This window comes from Tepidibacter sp. (genome assembly GCF_025210165.1).
Taxonomy (GTDB): Bacteria; Bacillota; Clostridia; order Peptostreptococcales; family Peptostreptococcaceae; genus Tepidibacter_A.
Map to the genome: position 1 here is coordinate 1 of NZ_JAOASI010000025.1, position 21,344 is coordinate 21,344.

The window sequence follows — 21,344 nt, forward strand, 5'->3', positions numbered from 1 at the left end:
TGATTTAGTAGCAGAAAAATACCTTCTATATTTAATGAATGAGATGTCAAAATTAGAAGATATAGAAAGAACCAGAGAAAATTTATTAAGACTGATGCCTTGGTCAGATACATTGCCTGAAGAATTAAAAATAGAAAAGAAAAAATAGATTAAAAGTCCAGTATACTAATTTTTATAATTAGTTATACTGGATTTTTAATTTCAAGACGGTAAATCTTTGACGGATACGATTCAACTAACAGATATGAGTAAGAAAAGATAATCCACTAAAACAAGGATTGAAACTGAATATCAGTACCATTCTCTATTGAGAGTTTTAAAAATATTCCAAAAATGTAGAATAAATATCCAATAAATCATTCATAATCTAAAATATAAGATTGGAGTGATGGATAAATGAAGCTTATAATAAATACACCTGGAACTTATGTATCTAAAACAGGCGAGTGTTTTAAAGTAAAGAATAATGATACTAAGCAAGAGTATTCAGCTAAAAAAGTTGAACAGATATTAATGACTACTAAAGCTGCGTTAAGTACTGATGCTATAGAGCTTGCGGTTGAGAATAATATAGATATAGTTTTCTTAAAAAGAACGGGTAAGCCACTTGCAAGAGTTTGGCATTCAAAGCTAGGAAGTATAAGCACTATAAGAAGAAATCAGTTATTTTTACAGGAAAATACTATGGGGTTAGAGCTTGTAAAAGAATGGATAAGCATAAAGATGCAGAATCAGATAGATCATCTAAAAAAGTTATCTAAAAATAGAAATGATGATAAAAAAGAAAGTATAAAGGAAGCTATAGAGAAAATAAATAATCAGATTGAAAGTATAGATAATATATCCAAAAATAAAAGTATAGAAGAAGTAAGAGGAAGTATTCAAGGGCATGAGGGAAGTGCGAGTAGGGTATATTTCGATATTTTAAGTAGTCTAATTCCAAAGGAATATAGGTTTAAAGGAAGAAGTAAAAACCCTGCTAAGGATGAGTTTAATAGTATGCTAAATTATGGGTATGGAATAATGTATTCAAATGTAGAAAGAGCTTGTATTTTATCAGGTTTAGACCCATATATAGGTATAATGCATACGGATAATTATAATAAAAAGGCTTTAGTTTTTGACTTGATAGAAATGTATAGAGTATATATAGATGAAATAGTATTTAAGCTGTTTTCTACTAAAAAAGTTAAAAAAAGTTTTTTTGATGAAGTGGAGAACGGTGGATTTTATTTAAATCAAGATGGTAAGAAGCTGTTAATATCAGAATATAATGAATATCTTCAAAAAAAGATAAAGCATAGAGGTAGAAATATAGAGTTCCAAAATATAATTCAATTTGATTGTCACAATATAGCTAATAGAATTCTAAAAAAGGAGGCTATTTAAGTGCTTATATGGGTAATTTATGATATTGCTAGTGATAAAACTAGAAGAGATATAGCTAAGCAATGTAAGAATATAGGTCTTTATAGAGTTCAAAAAAGTGTATTCTTAGGTACTATAGATGATAATAACTTAGATGAATTAAAGCTTAGAGCTGAAAATATGGTTGATTTAGAAAAAGATTCTGTATATGTATTTCCTATGAGTAGAGCAGAGCTTAAAAAGGCAGGGCTTATAGGACAAGCATTTGATAATGAGTTGGTAACAGATGAACTTATCTCAAAATTCTTTTAATGAAAATATATATTATATAACACCTTCTCAGATTATTGAGTTTTTATATTGTAAGAGGTTTATATATTTTATGAAGTGCCTAGGTATCGAGCAATATGAAGAAAAAAGGTTCAAGGTTCAATTAGGAAGAAATGTTCATGAAAAAAAGCAAAGTGAAAATAAGGATTATTTAAGAAAAAATTTGAATGTTACAAAAAAAGAATCAAATGTTTCTTTAGTATCTGAGGAATTGAAAATAAAGGGAATAGTTGATGAGGTATTAACTTTAGAGGATAAAACTATGGCTCCTCTTGATTATAAATTTGCTAAATATAATGATAAAATTTACGATACTTATAAAACACAGATTGTTATGTATTCCATAATGATAGAAGAAATGTATAAATGTAGTGTTAATAAAGGATATTTGGTTTATTGTAGAGATAAAAATACTGTAAAGGAAATTGAGATTACAGATAAATTAAAAACTAACCTAAAAAAGACAATAAAAGAATATGTAGATATATCAAAGGGATATTTTCCAAAGGCTACAAGATATAAGAGTAGATGTTTAGATTGTTGTTATTCTAATATTTGTATTAAATAGAGATTTAATTAAATTTATATTAACTTAAAAATCTTAATATTCCAATAAAATAAGGCTTAAAACAAATGAAAAGAACAAAATAAATGGTATTAAATTTCCATTAAAATAAGGATAAATAAAATAACATGAAAAAAATCAGTATATTTTAAAATGAAAAGAACAAAATAAAGAAAGATAGAAAATATAAATACATTCATATATAATATTATACATAAATGTATTTATAAGGAAGGGAGGGTAAAGAATGATTACTCATATAAAAAATATAGGTCAATATGTCAAGGATAATAAAGAAGATATAGATATGCTAGATTTTTTAGTGAAAAAGATAAATCTAAAAGATATAAAGTATGTTCTACCTATTAGAATAAATACTAGAAATGATGAAATTACAGTTGGAGATTTAAAGAATTTTTATGAGGATGTAGTAAAGGATTCACTTTTTTATCAGGAAGGCAATGCTTTTTTAGGAGGTGGAATTAGGCTAGATTATTATAAAGAATCTAAAATTAAGCGTCTGTGTAAATTTTGTGAAATACAAAAAAATGAAGAAAAAATGAAAAATATAGTAGAAAAATGTATACAAGAAAAAGGTCAAGATATTTTTCTAATCGCACTTATAGACAATAAAACTCCTAGAGAATTGTTTGAAGATAAGTTCATTGATATTATGTATTCTCAAACTTTTAAGGAGGTAAAGGGAGAACATAAATGTCATATATGTTCTAGTGAGGGAAAATGCTACAATAGTGCAGTATATAAATTCTATACAAATGATAAAGAGGTATACTCTAATGTAGAATCCGAGGATAAAAATGGAGTAGTTATATGTAAGCAGTGTCTAGAGTCTATGGTATTAGGCAGAAAGTATATAGAGAATAATTTAAGTACTTATTGGCTTAAAAAAAGTGTTATGTTTTTACCTCATACCTATAATCCAAGAACATCAAAAGTATATGAAAAAGGATTTGATGAAGAACAGGGACAAGAAAGATTACTAAAAAGTATATCAACAAAAGAAAGAATGGTTATAAAAAGGTTATCTGAGAGTAAAGCTCCTGTAGATATTGTTTTTTATGAACAAAATAATCAGTTTTTTGGAATTAACTATTCAATAAGCGATGTAATGCCTTCAAGATTTAGTAAAATATCTAATCTTATAGATAAATATGATGAAGTTGATGATAAATCTAAGTTTAGCTTATATTCTGTTATTAAATATTGTTCAACTGTTAAAGTTTCTGGAGATGAATTAAAAACAACAGATAAAGAAGAACTTAAAATTTTATCTGCGATATTTAATGGAAGTAGAATAAACAGAAATTTATTCTTCAAAAGAATTATGAATATATATAAGCATCACTATGTAAGGGATAACCATAAAAAATTTGGTTGTATTAAAAATATTAATAAAATATATAATTTTTTATGTGAATGTGGTTGCTTAGAAAAGGAGTGGAATTTATTGAAAACATATTCAAGTCATGGACAATTATTTGATGATAATAAAGAGTATTTTGATACTAAAGAGAAAAAGGCTTTTTTTATAATAGGACGAGCTTATGCAAATATGATTTATCAAATTAAAAATAAATTGGATGATAAAAATAGTAAAACTTCATTAGAAAAAAAATTCTTATTTTCTAGAAGATTTGATTTTAATGATTTCATATATTTTTCAAATTTATTAACAGATAAAATGGAAAAATACAAGATAGAAAGTGTGTATCTTAAAAATATGATAAGTGAAGCTAAGCTTTTGATGGCAAATAGGGAAAATAGGATTTCACAAGATGAAGCTAAATATATATTTGCATGGGGAAAAGATTTTTATTTTGAAAAAGAAAAAAAGGAGGTAGATTAAGATGGCAAATACTAGAGAGTACTTATTATATTCTGATGCTACAATGAGTAATCCAAATGGAGATATGATAAATGATAATAGACCAAGACAGGATGAGAGAACATATCAGCTTGAAATGTCAGATGTAAGAATAAAAAGATATGTAAGGGATGAGCTTGATGCAAGAGGAGAAAAGGTATTTGTAAAGCCTACGAAGAATGAAAAAGGATTATTTATAGATTGTAAGGGCGTTGCAGCTAAGGTAAGTAAAGAAGAGGGTTTAAGTAAAGATGATGCAAAAAAAGGAAAATTAGAAGAAAAGTTAAAGCAAGAATATAAGGATGTTAAATTATTTGGAGCAGTAGTAACAGACCCCAAATTTAATATACATGGACCATTGCAGATAGTATGGAGTAAGAGTGTTCATGAATGTGATATAGTATTTGCTCAAGGAACTTCTGTTTTTACTGGTTCAAAGTCAGAAGCTAAGCAGGGTACAAACTGGTCAAAGTATTATACTCCTTATGCACTTTTTAAAACTTATATGGTATACAATGATATGACAGCTAAAAAGCAGAATATAGATTTAAGTGAAGAAGACTTAGAAGAATTTAAGGATGTATTAATTAGTGGAATAAGAAATTATAAGAGTACATCAAAGAATCAAATGCCAAGATTATTAGTCGAGGTAATATATAATAAGAATTATATAGATGGAGAGTTAGATTATATAGATATTAATAAGAAAAAACAAGATCTTGAAATAAGAAAAATAGAGGAATTTAGCTTTGATTTAAAACTTTTAGCAGATTATTATAATAGAAAAAAAGATATTATAAACAAAATTAATATATATAAGCATTCTAAAGTAGAGCTTCTTAATTTAAGTACAGATTTTAATGTATTAGATATTTAAGGAGTGATTATATGAAAAGTCTAATATTTACAGCTAAAAGCTCTTTTGCACGTTTTAGATGTCCTTATTCTACAACATCAGCACTTACTTTTTTAACTATACATCCTGTAGCTGTAAAGGGACTTATAGGAGCTATAGCTGGGATTGATTACAAGGATTTATATGAATATACTAAGGATATAAAGGTAGGTATTCAAGTTTTGAATAAGGTATATAAGGATACACAGGTATTCAACTTGATTCCTCAAAAAAATAATAATAAATCACATAATTTTCAATCAAGAATACAGTTCTTAAGGGATGTAAAGTATAGGATATTTATCAGTGCAGATGAAGAAAAATTAGATAATTTAAATAATATATTAAAGTCTAAAGAATTTATATTCACTCCGTACTTAGGATGTAGTGAGCATATAGCAAAAATAGAATATGAAGGCATTGAAGATATTAAAGAGGTTGATAGTGGTAATATAGATACAATGTTTCCTAAAAAATATGCAAATATTGATTTGGATAGTGAGTTTGAGTTTTATGTGGACAAGATACCTACTCAGAATAATAATGAAAGAGAATATATAAAGTATGAAAATATAATATTCTCTCCAAATAATATAGTTAAAGTTAATGAAGTAAATTTATTTAAAAAAGTTGGTGAATACAGTGTCTTTTTCTTTTAATTTAATGTCTCATACAAATAATACAGGTGGTCAGCGTTTAGTTGACCACCTAGTTAATTCTACTAATATAGCTTTAAATACACATAATATGCACGGTGGAAGTGATGAATTAGAAAAAATTATAGAAAGTATTTGTATGTGCCATGACTTTGGAAAGGCTAGTGAGTATTTTCAACAGTATTTAAGAGGGGAGTATGATGGCAGGTTAAAATGTCATGGAGAAATATCAGCATATTTTGCATATTATATGCTACCTAGTGAATGGAAGCTTATAGGATTTATGTGCGTTAAAAGACATCATGGAAATTTAGAACCATCAGAAGATTTATTTGAATACAATAAAACACAACTATTAAAGATAGCTAATTCAATACAAAAAAATATAAAAGAGCTAAAGAGGATTTATAAAAAAGATATATCTGAATTTTTTGAATTAATAAAGGATGAAGATTTTTTGGATTCTCCTATGGATGAATTTTATAATATTGAGTTTAGTATAGAGGATTATATAAATACACATTACTTATATTCTCTTTTATTAACTTCTGATAAAACACAATTAATAAGAGGAGAATTTTATAAAAACTCAAAAGATGTTTATGAAGAATATGTAAAAAAATATCAAGAAGAAGTAAAAGAAAAATTATTAATAGAACATCCAGAAATAAAAGATACAAAATTATTTAAAATAAGAAACCAGATATATGAAGAGGTAATTAATAGTATAGAAAATATAGATTTAAGTAAAAATCATATTTTTTCGATAAATGTTCCTACAGGAACATCAAAAACATTAGCAGCTTATGGAGGTGCTTTTAAACTATTTCAAAGAATATACAATGAAAGTGGTAAAAACATAATACCGAGTATAATATATGCAATACCATTTACGAGTATTATAGACCAAAATTATGAAGTTCTAGAGAATATACTAGACAAAAATAATATAAAAAAATTTGAAAGCTTAATATTAAAGCATCACTCTATGACTCCTCTTGAATATAAAGATAATACAATGGATGAAGAAAAAGAATATAGAAATTATGATGCAAGGTTCTGTGTTGAAAATTGGCAAAGTACTATAATAACTACAACATTCGTACAACTTTTCAATACTATATTTAAAGCTGGAAAAAACTCTATAGTAAATAGATTTCATAAATTATCAGGAAGTATAATAATACTTGATGAAGTACAAGCACTAGATCCTAAATATTATAAGATAATAAAAGAAGTATTTGATATTTTATGCAAGAAATTTAACTGTTATATTATAACTGTAACTGCAACAAAACCATTATTTTTAGAAGGAGTAGAGCTTGTAAAAAGCAATAGAGAAATATTTAAGCAATTAGATAGAATAAGAATAGAGAATAATACAAATGAACCTATGAATTTAGATGATTTTTGTGATATCTTGACAAAGGATATACATGACCAAAAAGATAAAAGCTTTTTAGTAGTTTTAAATACTATAAAATCATCTTTATATGTTTTAGACAGATTAAATAAAATAGAATATAGAAAATTACTATATTTATCAACAGCTATACATCCAAACCGAAGAATTGAGATAATAAATGAAGTTAAAGCTAGTAAGGAAAAATATATACTTGTATCAACTCAAATTATTGAAGCAGGAGTAGATATAGATTTTGATATTGTTTATAGAGATTTTTCAACTATGGATTCAATAAATCAAACTGGAGGAAGAGCAAATAGAAATGCAATTAAAGGGAAAGGAATATTAAAAATATTTTATTTAATAGACGAAAATGATAGAGCTTTTTGTTCATATATATATCCAAAATCTTTATTAGAAGCTACTAAAAATATACTAAAGAAAAGAACTGTTATACAAGAGAGTGAAATACTAGATATAAATGAAGAATATTTTAGAGCTGTTGATAATATAAAAAGTGATGATTCTTCTAAAAGAATATATAATTATATAAAAGACCTTAAATTTAATGATATAAGAAAAAAATTTGAACTTATAGAGGATGATGTTCCAAAAGAGGATATAATAATAAATTACAATGAAGAATCTCAAAAGTGTATAGATATTATTTTGAATAAAATAGGAGAAAATCAAGACATAATTAATGCATGGAAAATTCTTAACAGGTACAAAATATCTGTACCTAAAAAAGACTTAAAAGATATTAATGATAGTTGTAATAATGAGAAGGGAATGAGGATTTTAGATAAGAAGTATTATGATAAAGATAGAGGTATCAAAATTACAAGACAAGACATTTGTTAGGGGGATTTTATGAAATTGAATTATACTATTTTAAAGATTGAGAACTTAAATTTAAATCAAAGGCAGGCACAAAAGGTAAGAGGGTATTTTGCTAATAAATATAGTGATAATGTTATTATGCACAATCACGATGACAATAAATTTATATATAGTTATCCAAAGGTTCAATATAAGGTTATAGGCAATAAGACTATTATATGTGGAATTTTAGAAGGCGCAGATATTGTAGCAAGCATTGGGATTAAAGAAGATAAGATAAATATAGATGGCAAAAGTATGGATATATATCAAAAGAACATAGTAAAGGAAGAAGTTGAATTTGGAGTAACTAAAGATTATATAGAGTATGAGTTTGCAACTCCGTGGTTATCTTTAAATCAAAATAATTTTACAAAATATAAAAACATGAATGAAATGGAAAGAGAAGAGTTTTTAAAAAAGATATTAATAGGTAATATCTTATCTATTTCTAAAAGTTTAGGGTATACTGTGGATAAGCAGGTATATGTGTGGATTAATTTAAAGGAAGTTGATATTAAATTGAAGAATATTAAAATGAAGGGTTTTAAAGGAAGCTTTAAGGTGAATTTTGATATACCTGATTATTGGGGATTAGGAAAGTCAGTGTCTAAAGGTTATGGATCAATAAAGAGGGCAGTCCATCAGAATAAGGATTTAAGAAAATTGCTAAAAGCATAGAATTACATTCTATAAAAATGGAATATATAGTAATAAAATCAGCAATATAAAAAATAACATCCTCCACTAAAAGGAATTTATTCCCAAATAGAGAATGCTTATTATAAGTAAAATTATAAAGGGGGTAATCATATTATGAAAAAACTTGTAGCTAGTATGATAATAGGAGGTACTTTATTGCTTGGAGGAATGACATGTTTTGCATCAGTATTACATAGTCCAGAGTGTGGAGGAACAGTATATTCAGAGACGATATGTCGTCCTCTAGGACACTGTGTAACACATTATTATTGTACAGAATGTGGTGAGATATAGTATATTAACCAAAACTATAAGGGGGTAATCATATTATGAAAAAACTTGTGGCTAGTATGATAATAGGTGGTACTTTACTGTTTGGAGGAATGACATGCTTTGCGTCAGTACTACATAGTCCATCTTGTGGAGGAACAGTATATTCAAAGACAACATGCCATTCAGGACACTGTGTAACACACTATTATTGTACAGAATGTGGTAGAATATAGTATATTAAAAATATAATGAAATATAAAAAAAGAGTAGTCATTGTAAAATGTACTACTCTTTTTGATTAAAGTAAGTATTTAAAGAAATTAGATGAAATAGGGAAGGTTAAGAAGAATATAATACATTAAAAGAAAAGTATATTTGTTTTTATATAGTTGTTAAAAGCAAATAAAGAGGATAAAAATACCGATCATGTATTAAATATTTCTAAAAAACTAAGCATTACATCTTATTGAATATCCTAAAAGTTCTAAACTCCCTATGGTCAAACAACGAACTTTTTTAACGAATATTCAAACGCTGTAATACAAGTTTTTTACAGAAATATTTAAATCATGTTCTAACATTTTTATCCTCTTTATTTTATTACTGCTTAAAAATACAAAGGATAGTACTAAAAAGAGAAAAAGCTATAGATTACCTGCAATTATTCCGATTGTATTATATAATGGTAAAAATAATTGGACAGCTGCAAGGAATTTTAAAGAAATATTGAATGGATATGAACTATTTGAAGATAATGTAATTGATTTTAGATACTTATTATTTTATGTAAATAGAATGGATAAAGAAGAGTTAATAGAAATAGCAAATGTAATAAGTTCAATATTTTTACTAGATCAGAATGTAGAAGTGTATGAGATAATAAATAGATTAAAGATAATAGGTAAAATAGTGAAAAAAGGATATAGCACGAATATTATTATTGAGATATTAGAAGTATCTTTAGATGAAATAGAGAAGGTTAAGAACGAACTAATACATTAGGGTGTTAGATTTAAGAAGAAAACTTTAGTATGTGCATAATAGCAAATAAAGAGGATAAAAATACCGATCATGTAGTAAATATTTAAATTGTATTTTATAACAGTAGTCTACCGAAGCTAATGTTTTTTTGCACAAATATAAAATCAGTATTAATACATGCCATATTATGGTAAGATAAATATAATTGTACACATAAAAAAGTTTAGGTTTATTATATTAGAAATTTACATTATGTCTATAATGGGAGGCAGAAATATTGGATTTCTTAAAGTGAGTACAATTAGGCAATAAATATAACTATCTTATCAAAACAGAGGTTAAAGAAGGAATATACAGAGGAGGATAAGGATGAAGAGATTTAGTGTTATTATTATGGTTATAATTTTACTTATATCAAATATGGAGATTATATATGGCGAGGAAAGTAAGAATCTGAAATTTACATCTATATCAGCAGGGAGTCAACATGTATTAGTTATTGAAAGTGGAAATATTTGGTATTGGGGATCTAATCGATATGGAAAATTAGGAAATGGAACAAAAAAACCAAATAGTACCCCATTGAAAATTAGTGGAACAGGAGATTGGAAATCAGTAGAAGCAGGTAGGGATTATTCTTTAGCTTTGAAAAAAGATGGAACACTATGGGGTTGGGGACTTGCCCTGTCTAGTGAAGATAACTATAAAAATTATATTAACAAGCCAATAAAGTTAAGTGAAGATAAATGGAAAATGGTGAGTGCTGGTAGTGTATTTTTTATAGGGATAAAAGAGGACAATTCGATTTGGAAGGGGTGTGTATATGATAAGGATTACAATGTACAGCCTTATATGAGAATAACTCAAATTGGATTTTCTAAAGATTGGAAGGATATTTCCGTAGGAGATAATCATGCTTTACTAATTAAGAAAGATGGTACATTGTGGAGTTATGGTCAAAGCAACAATGGAGCATTAGGATTAGGAGAAGAAATTCAGTATGCTTATGAATTACCTATACAAGTAGGTCAAGATAAAAATTGGATTAAAATACATGCAGGTTGGTCAGAATCTATAGCGTTGAAAAAAGATGATAGTTTGTGGTCTTGGGGATTTGTTCATAACAGATATATTTTTAAACCAACAAAAATTGAAGAAAAAATAGAATATATTGATTTAGATACATACGGACATATAACATATGTAGATAAAAAAAATACAGTTTGGACTTATAGTGGGCCAAAATATATTACCCCGACAGATTATCCTTATAAAAGAAGAAAAGTAGAGGGTATAAAGGATGTAATATCTATAGAAAATGGAACTAGATTTAGTGTAGCTTTAGATCGGAATGGAAATATATGGACGTGGGGAGATAATGAAACAGGAGAATTAGGATATGGAAAAGGATGTATATCTTATTCGCCAATTCAGATAGGTACAAGTAATAAGTGGGAAAAAATTTATGGCAAAAATAGCACAGTACATGGAGGAATAAAAGAGGATAATTCGCTATGGGTATGGGGAAATAGTTATGTTGGGAGACTTGGGTATGCAGGTGGAGTTATACCAATGAAAATGAATGAGGAAAAAATTGGGAAAAAATAAGTGTAAAGTGGGATACTATGTATGGGCTAAAAAAAGACGGTACCATATGGACCTGGGGAGAAGATTTACTAAATATAAGAGAAGAATCAAAAAAATGTACATATGAGCCTATCCAGATAAGTATTACTAATAAATGGAAAGATATGTATGCTGGGCAATGCCACTTGATAATGTTAGATAAAGATGGCTATATATGGTTTATAGGAGATCAGAGCAATTTAAAATTATTTGAAGGAAGTGATAATATAATATCAGCAAAAAGAATTAATAATAGTGAGTGGAGTAATATTTCTGCTTATGATAATGGATTATTAGGAATAAAAAAGGATGGTACATTGTGGGCTGCTGGACAGTATGCCATTTCAGACTATACAAATATAGAATATAATGATATTAAAAGAAAATTTTATCAAGTAGGAAATGACTCTGATTGGAAAAAAGTAGGACTAGGTGGATGGAGCAATGCAATTGCAATGAAAAAAGATGGCTCTTTATATTGGTTAGGAAAACCGTATGAATCAAATAATAGGTTTTCATATAAGCTTGAAAAGATTCGCAAAATTGCTGGAGGTAATGATTGGTTAGACTTTTCAATATCAGGATCTCATGTGTTAGCCATAAAAAAGGATGGAACATTATGGGCTTGGGGAAGGAATGATAATGGAGAATTAGGTGATGGAACTACAGAATACAGAGAAACGCCAATCAAAATAAGTGATGAAAAGTATAAAGATATATTAGCAAGCGATGACAGTTCCTTTGCAATAAAGGAAGACGGAACATTGTGGGGTTGGGGTAAAAATGATAATAATCAACTTGGCGTAGAAGTTATAAGAGGTGTTTATACTCCAACTAGAGTTAACTTTTAATCCTTAAATAGATCGCGCTTGTTGGCTGAAAGGTTTGGGATAACAAGGGCGTTTGGAATTATAGGGGGAGTGCTTATACCTATAGTTTGGTTTATAGTTTATAAAATAAAAGATTAAAAGTTATCAATATATAGCAACGGAATCTTCATTAATTCCGTTGATATATGTTGACATAAAAAAATAAATATGATATATAAAATATATGAGTTATCACTCGGTGACTTAGAGTGCTAACAAAATAATCATATACATAAGGGTGGAAGGAGAGATAGATTTGGAAACTAAACAATTCAAAGCAGAATCTAAGAGATTGCTAGATCTTATGATCAACTCAATTTATACTCACAGGGAGATTTTTTTAAGAGAGCTTATTTCAAATTCGAGTGATGCTATAGATAAGATATACTATAAGGCATTAACTGATGATACTATAACATTTAATAAAGATGACTATTATATAAATATAGATGTTGATAAGGATAATAGGTTAGTTAAAATATCAGATACTGGTATAGGAATGAATAAAGAGGAACTTGAAAATAATTTAGGAATCATAGCTAAGAGTGGATCTTTACAGTTCAAAGAAGATAATGAAATAAAAGAAGGTCATGATATAATAGGTCAATTTGGAGTAGGTTTTTATTCAGCATTTTTAGTAGCTGATAGTGTAACTGTTGTAAGTAAATCTTTTGGATCTAATACAGCTTATAAGTGGGAGTCTAAAGGTGTAGAAGGTTATACAATAGAAGAAGGTAGTAAGGATAGTGTAGGAACAGAAATTACACTTAAGATAAAAGAAAGCACAGAAGATGAAGATTTTGATAAATACTTAGAAGAGTATACAATAAGATCTATAATTAAGAAGTATTCTGATTTTATAAGATACCCAATTAAGATGGATGTAACTACTAAAAAGCCTAAAGAAGGAACAGAAGGTGAATTTGAAGATGTTGTACAAGAAGAAACTATAAACAGTATGGTTCCGATATGGAGAAAGAATAAGAATGAGCTTAAAGATGAAGATTATGAGAATTTTTATGCAGAAAAACATTATGGGTTTGATAAGCCTTTAAGGCATGCTCATCTTAGTGTTGATGGTATGATAAGATACAATGCTATATTATATATTCCAGAACAAACTCCATTTGATTTTCATACTAAAGAATATGAAAAAGGTTTAGAGCTTTATTCAAGCGGAGTTATGATTATGGAAAAATGCTCTGATTTACTTCCTGATTATTTTGGATTTGTAAAGGGTATAGTAGATTCTGAAGATTTATCATTAAATATATCAAGAGAAATACTACAACATGATAGACAGTTAAAGTCTATTGCAAAGAATATAAAGAATAAGATAAAGAATGAGTTGAAGAACTTATTAAAGAACGAAAGAGAAAAGTATGAAAAGTTCTATGATTCATTTGGAAGACACTTAAAGTATGGAGTATATAGTGATTTTGGAGCTAATAAAGAGGTACTTCAAGATTTAATAATGTTCTATTCATCAAAAGAGAAGAAGATGGTTATTTTAGATGAATATGTATCTAGAATGCCTGAGGATCAAAAGTATATATATTATGCTGCTGGAGAGTCTATTGATAGAATTGATAAACTACCACAAACTGACCTTATAAAGGATAAAGGATATGAGATACTTTATTTTACAGATGATATAGATGAATTTGCTATAAAAGTTCTTATGAACTATAAAGAAAAAGAGTTTAAATCTGTATCTAGTAAAGATTTAGGGATAGAATCAGATGATAGTGAAGAATCAGTTAATGAGAATGAAAATAAAGATTTATTTAATTTAATGAAAGAATCTTTATCTGATAAGGTTAAGGCTGTTAAAGCATCTAAGAGACTAAAAAAACATCCAGTATGCTTATCAAATGATGGAGATGTTAGTATAGAAATGGAAAAGATTTTAAATGCTATGCCTGAGAGCCAAGGAGTAAAAGCTGATAAGGTTTTAGAGATAAATATAAATCATGATATATTCAAATCTTTAAAAGATGCCTATGAAAGTGACAAAGATAAGTTTAAATTGTATACAGGATTACTTTACAATCAAGCTCTTCTTATAGAAGGACTTCCTATAGAAGATCCTGTAGAGTTCACTAATAATATGTGTAAGATAATGAAATAGTAAAAATGACGCATTTTATATGCGTTATTTTTATTTTAAAATAATGTATAAATAATATGAATATTATGGTAAAATTAAAGAGAAAAATGTAATTATTTACAACATATGATAGAAAAAAGGGGGAATTTATAGGTGCTAGGGAATTTAAGGATTAAATTTAAGTTTTTGATATTTGCAATTGTAATGATAGTATTATTATGTGTTATGGGATTAACTGGATATTATTATCTTTTAAAATCTAATGAAGCTATGACAACAATGTATAATGATAGATTATTGGCAATACAATATTTAAATGATAATAGGACTCAAGCAAGAGCTGTAGAAGGGGATATATACTATTTAATGTTAGAGACAGAGAATAAGGAGAAACAAAAAAAGAGAGTTGAGGATATTGGTAGACGAGTAAAAAAATTTGCTGAAAATTGGGAAGCGTATAAGAATACCAGTTTAGATAAATATGAAGAGGATTTGATTGTCACTACAGAAAATAATCTTGCAAAATATAGAGAAGGTAGAAATATTGCTATAGAATTGGCTTTAGATGGAAAGCAAATAGAAGCATTTGAGGCATTTGGGAAGATTGAAGATGTTGCATCACAATTTCAAACTAATTTAATAGACTTAGCTAACTATAATATTGAAGTAGCACAAAATCTTAATAAGCAAAATGATAAAGATTATTATAGCTCAGTAAAATCATTTGGAATTCAAGTTTTAATTTCTGTAGTTATAGCACTTGCTTTAACTATGCTTATTTCAAAATCTATAGCATATCCATTGAATTTAGCTATAAATCATTTAAATACTATTGCTGGTGGTGATTTTTCACTAGATGTTCCAGAAGAATACAAAAATAGAAAAGATGAAATTGGAGATATTGCAAACAATATAGATGTAATGCAAGATTCATTAAAGACTTTAATTACCAATGTAAAAAAAGAAGGAGAGGATATTAGGGAAGTAGTAGAATTAATATCACAAAATATGAACAATCTTGATGAAAATATACAAGAAGTATCTGCTACTACTGAGCAATTATCAGCTGGAATGCAGCAAACGGCAGCCTCTTCAGAACAAATGAATGCAACATCTATTGAAATAGGAAATGCAGTTGAAGCTATATCAAAAAGAGCACAAGAAGGAGCATTACAAGCTGGTAAAATAAATAAAAGAGCAGAGAATATACAAATTGATGTTGAAAATGCAAGTCAAAAAGCTGAAGATATATTCAAGAAAACAAAACAGGATTTAGAAAAAGCAATACAAGATTCAAGTATAGTAAATCAAATTAATGTTTTATCAGAAGCAATTATGCAAATAACTGAAAAAACAAATCTATTAGCTTTAAATGCAGCAATTGAAGCAGCAAGAGCAGGAGAAGCAGGAAAGGGATTTTCAGTAGTAGCAGAGGAAATAAGGAACTTAGCGGAACAATCTAAGGAAACAGTAGAAGAGATACAACTTATAACAGAAAAAGTTATGAAATCGGTGAACAATTTATCTGATAGTTCACAAGATATACTGAATTTTGTATCAAATGATGTAGTTAATGATTATGAAAGAATGCTTAATGTAGCACAAAAATATAGTGGTGATGCAGTATTTGTAGAAAATTTAGTAACGGAGTTTAGCACAACTTCAGAAGAATTATCAGCATCTATTCAAGATATATTAAATACCATAGAACAAGTAGCACTAGCTTCAAATGAAGGAGCTGATGGAACAAGTAATATCGCTCAAAAAATAAGTGATATAGATAATCAATCAAGTGATATAATTGATAAAACAAATGAAGCTAGAGAAAATACCGATAGATTGAAAGAGGAAGTAACTAAGTTTAAGTTTTAAATAAATTAGGATAAATAGTGTTATTTGAAATAAATTCATTGACACTATTTATTTTTTTGCTTACTTTGAAAATATTTCAAAGTGTATAAAAAATTTCTATATATACATTAATAAGTATAAATAATAAATATTGGTAAATATGTGTCGATTATGATAAATTGAAAGCGGAATGTTGTCAATATAATACGAATATTGCCATATATAAATACAATCATATTAAATTTAGGAAAGGTTGATGTAAATGAAAAAATATATAGCAATTATATCAATTATTATTTGCATAACTTTTATGTGTACACCATCATTAGCAAAGTCAATGGATAAATACAGCTATGATGATGGAGATATAAAAGCCTATGAGTTTGCAACTGAAGAAAATTTTCAACTTACTCATTTCAATCGATTTGAAATTGATAGTAATGAAAATCTAACTAAAGTAAAATTTTATAGTAAAAAATCAGGATTAGACTTTAAACTTTATTTTATTTCTGATTTTGATGAAAAGATGAAAACTCTTTCTGCAAATGATTATTTTGGAAAAAATAAGATTAAAGATTATGAAATCTATAACGGAACAACAGATACCAATGGTTGGATTGAAATTGGATTAAAAGATAAAATTCAGTTAAAAGAGAATAGTGTAATTGGTATTGGTATAAGTTTTGATAAGTCTAATGCAGATGAACAAGTTATTCCTGTTTGCAAAATGGGTCAAGCTAAAAAAGGTAAAACATATTATACGGACATTAATTCAATGGATTTTTTAACAGATACAAGTGAAGCGTCGTATAATATTGGTTATCTTGCTCTAAGAGCTATTGTTGAGCCTCAAGAGGAAGAAGTTATTACAAAGCCCTTAGACAAAGGATTTGCAGTTTCGTTTGATGCACGCGAAAAAAACTGGACAACACCTGTAAAAGATCAGGAACATTCGGGACCGTGCTGGGCATTTGCAGCCTTAGGAGCAACAGAACATACATGGAAAAAATCTACTGGAGAAGATATAGATTTATCAGAAAATCATATGATGCATCATCATGGATACTATGAAAATTTAATTGATAATGACACACAAGACGATTTAAATTTAGATCAACTTAAAGTAAAGCAAGGTGGGACTTTTGGTATGGCAATTAACTATTTAGTTAACTGGAAAGGTGCCGTAGATGAAAAGAAAGATGCTTATGATTCTAGTTTTAAAACTATTAGAGATGTTGAAGAAAAGTTAGTTCATGTACAGGACATAGCTTTTATAGAAGATAGAAATAGAATAGATATGAAACAGGCTATTTTAGACTATGGATCAATTTCATCTTCTATGTATATAGACTGTCATAATTTAGATGAGTATGAAAATTTAGAAACTGGAAGCTGCTATTATGATATTAAGGGAAAAAATTTCAATCATCAAATTTTGATTGTAGGTTGGGATGATTCGTATAAGAAAGAAAATTTTAGGAAGACACCATCTCAAGATGGAGCTTGGATTGTAAAGAATTCTGGAGGCAAATCAGAAGGAGACGGTGGATATAAATACGTTTCATATGATGACTTATATATTGGTCACAACATGTTTGCAATTAAGAAAGTTGAAGACAATAAAAACTACGATAACATGTATGATCATGAAGAATATGGATATACAAGTAAAAAAAGTAGCTGGGGAGATGTAGATTCTGATTTAGATGGTTATTTTAATCGATTTATTACTAAATCAGATGAATCACTTGAAGCTATTGGATTTTATACTTTAGGAAAAAATACATCATATAAACTTTATGTTATTCCTGAGTTTGACAAACTTAGATCTGAATTAAGCTTTGATGAATATGAGACAACTATTGATAACTATTTAGTTAAAAATGGGACAATAGAGTCTGCTGGTTATCATACAATAAAATTAGATAAGTCTATTGATTTGATTAAAAATAAAGACTTTGCTATTGGTATTCATCTAGAAACAGAAGGTATAGACGAGCCTTATGCTTTTGAATCAAGGGATTGGGAGCATGGAAGATTTAACTCTAATACTAATAATTTAGAAACGTTTTTTCCAGATTCATTTGGAGATTCATTCCTTAGTGACTTAAATCCATTTCCTAAAAATAAGAGTACTTATGGAAACTTATGTTTAAAAGCTTACACAAAGAATAAGTCAGTAGAGTCAAATAATAGTGAAACAACATCATCAAAAGTAATGCTTGAAGCTTCTTCAACTAGACTTAAACCAGGTGAGGAGTTTGTTTTGACAGTAAAAATCAAAGATGCTGATCAAGTTGCAGCCATAGATTCTACAATTTCTTATGATGAATCTATTTTTAAAAAAGTAAGGCATGAGATAGTATTAGATAGTGTTATTGAATATGATGGAATGATTAAAGAGGATAGCGGAGAACTATCACTTTTATTCCCTTTGAAAACACCTATTAAAGGAAATGATTCCGTATCGCTTATGAATATTTATTTTGAAGTTAAAGATAAATTAGATTCAGAAAAGGGTTCTCTTGAATGTAGTTACATGGGTATTGGTAAAAGAGATGGTAGCTTTGGATTTTCAAAAAGTTTGCCTTCTTCTATAATCACAGTTGTTTCTGGAGAAACTGCTAAACCAGAACAAGTTAAGGTATATGTTGAAGAAGTTGAAAAATGGTTGCCTAATATGGTTGTTGGAGAAGCTCACGGACAATACCCTAAAGAAAAAATGGATTCATATAAAGCAAAATTTGAATTAGTGAAACAAAAAATGGCTAATAATGATATATCAGAACAAGAAGTTGACAACTTATTGTATCAATTAAAGCAATTAGAGTCTGAGTTAAGACTTAGCAGAGTTATTGATATTAACAATAATAATGGTGCGGATTTGGGCGATTTAGCTTGGGGAACAGGATATTTTAATGAAAATGCAGATGAGAGCCAAAATGCTAAAATCCTAGACTTAAATAATAATGGACAAGTTGATGCTTTTGATTTATCTGTGATTTCTAATAGGTTTACTAGAAATAAATAAGAATTATTTAAAGAATAAATACACTATACAAAATTATAATAGAAAATCAGATGTGTATAGAAATTTTCTATTGTTACACTTTATTTACTTATGTTAAAATTTACTGTGTCGATAAACAGGGAATATAATCAAGTTTTTTACTTTATTCACCAAAAAAGGAGGACTGAATATGAAAAAAAATAAAATATTAGCTTTATTTATTGCATCCATTATGACATTTATGGGTTTATTAACTGGATGTAGTACTACATCTCAAGAACAAACTGAAAGTGACAACAAACAAATAAAAGATAAGTTGGTTTATGCTATTTGGAGTTCGCCAACTGGAGTTTTTAATCCATTATTAAATGATACTACATATGATGATTACGTTATAGATTTAACTTACTCATCACTACTTAAATTTAATAAAGATGGAGAGTTAGTTTGTGACTTAGCTGAAAAATATGAAGTATCAGATGACAATTTATCTTTTACATTCGATATTAAAAAAGGTGCAAAATGGCATGATGGAAAACCAGTAACAGCTCAAGATGTTGCTTTTACATTTGAGGCAATGGCAGATAAAGATTACGCAGGTGCAGGATATGGTAGTGTTGAGCGTTTAAAGGGAGCAAAAGATTACCATGAAGGAAAAACAGAATCAATAGAGGGAATTCAAGTATTAAATGAAAATACAATAAAATTTAAGTTTGAAGAGGTTTATTCTCCTGGACTTTTAAATATAGGGTTTGAAGGAATAATTCCTAAGCATATTTGGGGAGAGGTTCCTGTAGCTAAGTGGAAAGAAAGTAATGAATTGTTAAATAATCCTATAGGTAGTGGTCCTTATAAGATGTCAAAGTTTGAGTCGGGACAATACGTTGAATTAGAAAGATTCGATGATTATTATGGAGAAGCAGCAAAAACTAAAACATTTATATTCAAAGTTACTAATCAAGATACAGCACAAGCTGAATTAGCTAATAAAACTATTGATATAGCAGATGTTACAACATTAAAGAATAAAGATATAGAATTATTAGAAAATGATGGATTTAAAATAAAGTCGTACCCAAATAAGCTTATTCAATATATGGGATTCAATTTAAGAGATGAAAGATTTAAAGATAAACAAATAAGACAAGCATTTATGTATGCTATAAATCGTAAGTTAATGGTTGAAAAACTAATAGAAGGTAATGGAGTAGTTATTAATACACCAATGCTACCTTCTTCATGGGCATATCCAAAGTCTGATATATTAAATCATTATGATTACAATATTGAAAAGGCAAAAGAGTTATTAAAAGAAGCTGGATGGGAAGACAAAGATGGTAATGGAATAGTTGAAAATAGTAAAAATGAAGAATTTGTAGTGGAATTAAAATATCCTACAGGAAATAAAACAAGAGAAAAGATAGCTCCTATTGTTCAAGCAAGCCTTAAAGAACTTGGAGTTAAAGTAGAATTATCAAGTATGGAATTCTCTACTCTTATGGATCAAGTTGTTGGAAACCATGAATTTGAACTATACTTAATGGGTAATAATTTAGATATAGACCCAGATCCAAAGCCATATTGGCACTCAACTGCAGCATCAGATGAAAAAGGAGTATATGGTTGGAATATATCTGGTTTAAAAAATAAAGAAGCAGATGCTTTAATGGAACAAGGATTATCTACTTTAGATATGAATGAGCGTAAAGCAATATATGAAAAATTTGCTAAGTTGATGAATGATGAATTACCTTGGGTATATCTGTTCTGTCAAAATACAAGAATAGCATATAATCCTAACTTGGAAAATTTCAATCCAACGACTCATTTAGACTTATTTGATGCTGAAAATTGGATTATATATGAATAATGAAATTCAACAAAAGGTGATATTTATATCACCTTTTGTCATGTAAATATAAATTTTAAGAGGTGC

At 27.8% G+C, this 21,344-nt stretch carries 17 protein-coding genes; all 17 read left to right on the top strand.

Features of this window, described 5'->3' with window-relative positions; all coding sequences use genetic code 11:
• The first annotated feature begins 396 nt into the window (after window positions 1-396).
• The 17 genes from cas1 (at window position 397) to N4A48_RS03780 (ending at window position 21,278) form a co-directional block, all read left to right on the top strand.
• Complete coding sequence (gene cas1 / locus N4A48_RS03700; RefSeq protein ID WP_293664434.1) at window positions 397-1,389, top strand: CRISPR-associated endonuclease Cas1; 993 nt, start codon at window positions 397-399, stop codon at window positions 1,387-1,389.
• On the top strand, window positions 1,390-1,680 hold the full coding sequence (gene cas2, locus N4A48_RS03705) for a CRISPR-associated endonuclease Cas2 (RefSeq protein WP_293664436.1): 291 nt from the start codon (window positions 1,390-1,392) through the stop codon (window positions 1,678-1,680).
• Window positions 1,655-2,266, top strand: a complete 612-nt coding sequence (gene cas4 / locus N4A48_RS03710; protein WP_293664438.1) for a CRISPR-associated protein Cas4 — start codon at window positions 1,655-1,657, stop codon at window positions 2,264-2,266. Before cas2 ends, cas4 begins: the two co-directional genes overlap by 26 nt.
• A gap of 244 nt (window positions 2,267-2,510) precedes the next feature.
• Entirely contained in the window at window positions 2,511-4,130 is a 1,620-nt protein-coding gene (locus tag N4A48_RS03715) for a TIGR02556 family CRISPR-associated protein (protein ID WP_293664440.1), read from the top strand.
• 1 nt (window position 4,131) lies between these two features.
• A complete protein-coding gene (gene cas7b, locus N4A48_RS03720) occupies window positions 4,132-5,025 on the top strand; it encodes a type I-B CRISPR-associated protein Cas7/Csh2 (protein WP_293664442.1) in 894 nt (297 codons plus the stop codon).
• 11 nt (window positions 5,026-5,036) lie between these two features.
• Window positions 5,037-5,702 (top strand): type I-B CRISPR-associated protein Cas5b, encoded by a 666-nt coding sequence (gene cas5b / locus N4A48_RS03725; protein WP_293664443.1) that lies wholly within the window; start codon window positions 5,037-5,039, stop codon window positions 5,700-5,702.
• Window positions 5,703-5,706: 4 nt separating this feature from the next.
• A complete protein-coding gene (cas3, locus tag N4A48_RS03730; protein ID WP_293664444.1) occupies window positions 5,707-7,968 on the top strand; it encodes a CRISPR-associated helicase Cas3' in 2,262 nt (753 codons plus the stop codon).
• A 9-nt stretch (window positions 7,969-7,977) separates the two neighbouring features.
• A complete protein-coding gene (locus N4A48_RS03735; RefSeq protein ID WP_293664445.1) occupies window positions 7,978-8,667 on the top strand; it encodes a CRISPR-associated endonuclease Cas6 in 690 nt (229 codons plus the stop codon).
• A 135-nt stretch (window positions 8,668-8,802) separates the two neighbouring features.
• Window positions 8,803-8,982 (top strand): hypothetical protein, encoded by a 180-nt coding sequence (locus tag N4A48_RS03740; protein WP_293664446.1) that lies wholly within the window; start codon window positions 8,803-8,805, stop codon window positions 8,980-8,982.
• Window positions 8,983-9,017: 35 nt separating this feature from the next.
• The gene (locus N4A48_RS03745) at window positions 9,018-9,194 is read left to right on the top strand and encodes a hypothetical protein (protein WP_293664447.1); all 177 of its coding nucleotides are present in this window, start codon (window positions 9,018-9,020) and stop codon (window positions 9,192-9,194) included.
• 370 nt (window positions 9,195-9,564) lie between these two features.
• On the top strand, window positions 9,565-9,963 hold the full coding sequence (locus tag N4A48_RS03750; protein ID WP_293664471.1) for an Rpn family recombination-promoting nuclease/putative transposase: 399 nt from the start codon (window positions 9,565-9,567) through the stop codon (window positions 9,961-9,963).
• Window positions 9,964-10,311: 348 nt separating this feature from the next.
• Window positions 10,312-11,550 (top strand): RCC1 domain-containing protein, encoded by a 1,239-nt coding sequence (locus N4A48_RS03755; protein WP_293664449.1) that lies wholly within the window; start codon window positions 10,312-10,314, stop codon window positions 11,548-11,550.
• Between the two features lie 17 nt (window positions 11,551-11,567).
• Window positions 11,568-12,419: an RCC1 domain-containing protein gene (locus N4A48_RS03760; RefSeq protein ID WP_293664450.1), complete on the top strand. Its 852-nt coding sequence runs from the start codon at window positions 11,568-11,570 to the stop codon at window positions 12,417-12,419.
• A 274-nt stretch (window positions 12,420-12,693) separates the two neighbouring features.
• The gene (gene htpG, locus N4A48_RS03765) at window positions 12,694-14,568 is read left to right on the top strand and encodes a molecular chaperone HtpG (RefSeq protein WP_293664451.1); all 1,875 of its coding nucleotides are present in this window, start codon (window positions 12,694-12,696) and stop codon (window positions 14,566-14,568) included.
• A gap of 132 nt (window positions 14,569-14,700) precedes the next feature.
• Entirely contained in the window at window positions 14,701-16,419 is a 1,719-nt protein-coding gene (locus N4A48_RS03770; protein WP_293664452.1) for a methyl-accepting chemotaxis protein, read from the top strand.
• Window positions 16,420-16,660: 241 nt separating this feature from the next.
• Complete coding sequence (locus N4A48_RS03775; protein WP_293664453.1) at window positions 16,661-19,429, top strand: lectin like domain-containing protein; 2,769 nt, start codon at window positions 16,661-16,663, stop codon at window positions 19,427-19,429.
• A gap of 169 nt (window positions 19,430-19,598) precedes the next feature.
• Complete coding sequence (locus N4A48_RS03780) at window positions 19,599-21,278, top strand: peptide-binding protein (protein WP_293664454.1); 1,680 nt, start codon at window positions 19,599-19,601, stop codon at window positions 21,276-21,278.
• Window positions 21,279-21,344 lie beyond the last annotated feature (66 nt).

Bases quoted from the DNA above. Each gene is read 5' to 3' on its own strand.
- cas7b (WP_293664442.1), top strand. From the start codon at position 4,132: ATGGCAAATACTAGAGAGTACTTATTATATTCTGATGCTACAATGAGT.
- N4A48_RS03740 (WP_293664446.1), top strand. From the start codon at position 8,803: ATGAAAAAACTTGTAGCTAGTATGATAATAGGAGGTACTTTATTGCTT.
- cas1 (WP_293664434.1), top strand. From the start codon at position 397: ATGAAGCTTATAATAAATACACCTGGAACTTATGTATCTAAAACAGGC.
- N4A48_RS03775 (WP_293664453.1), top strand. From the start codon at position 16,661: ATGAAAAAATATATAGCAATTATATCAATTATTATTTGCATAACTTTT.
- cas3 (WP_293664444.1), top strand. From the start codon at position 5,707: ATGTCTCATACAAATAATACAGGTGGTCAGCGTTTAGTTGACCACCTA.
- N4A48_RS03755 (WP_293664449.1), top strand. From the start codon at position 10,312: ATGAAGAGATTTAGTGTTATTATTATGGTTATAATTTTACTTATATCA.
- N4A48_RS03760 (WP_293664450.1), top strand. From the start codon at position 11,568: ATGTATGGGCTAAAAAAAGACGGTACCATATGGACCTGGGGAGAAGAT.
- cas4 (WP_293664438.1), top strand. From the start codon at position 1,655: ATGAACTTATCTCAAAATTCTTTTAATGAAAATATATATTATATAACA.
- N4A48_RS03735 (WP_293664445.1), top strand. From the start codon at position 7,978: ATGAAATTGAATTATACTATTTTAAAGATTGAGAACTTAAATTTAAAT.
- N4A48_RS03745 (WP_293664447.1), top strand. From the start codon at position 9,018: ATGAAAAAACTTGTGGCTAGTATGATAATAGGTGGTACTTTACTGTTT.
- N4A48_RS03715 (WP_293664440.1), top strand. From the start codon at position 2,511: ATGATTACTCATATAAAAAATATAGGTCAATATGTCAAGGATAATAAA.
- N4A48_RS03780 (WP_293664454.1), top strand. From the start codon at position 19,599: ATGAAAAAAAATAAAATATTAGCTTTATTTATTGCATCCATTATGACA.
- cas5b (WP_293664443.1), top strand. From the start codon at position 5,037: ATGAAAAGTCTAATATTTACAGCTAAAAGCTCTTTTGCACGTTTTAGA.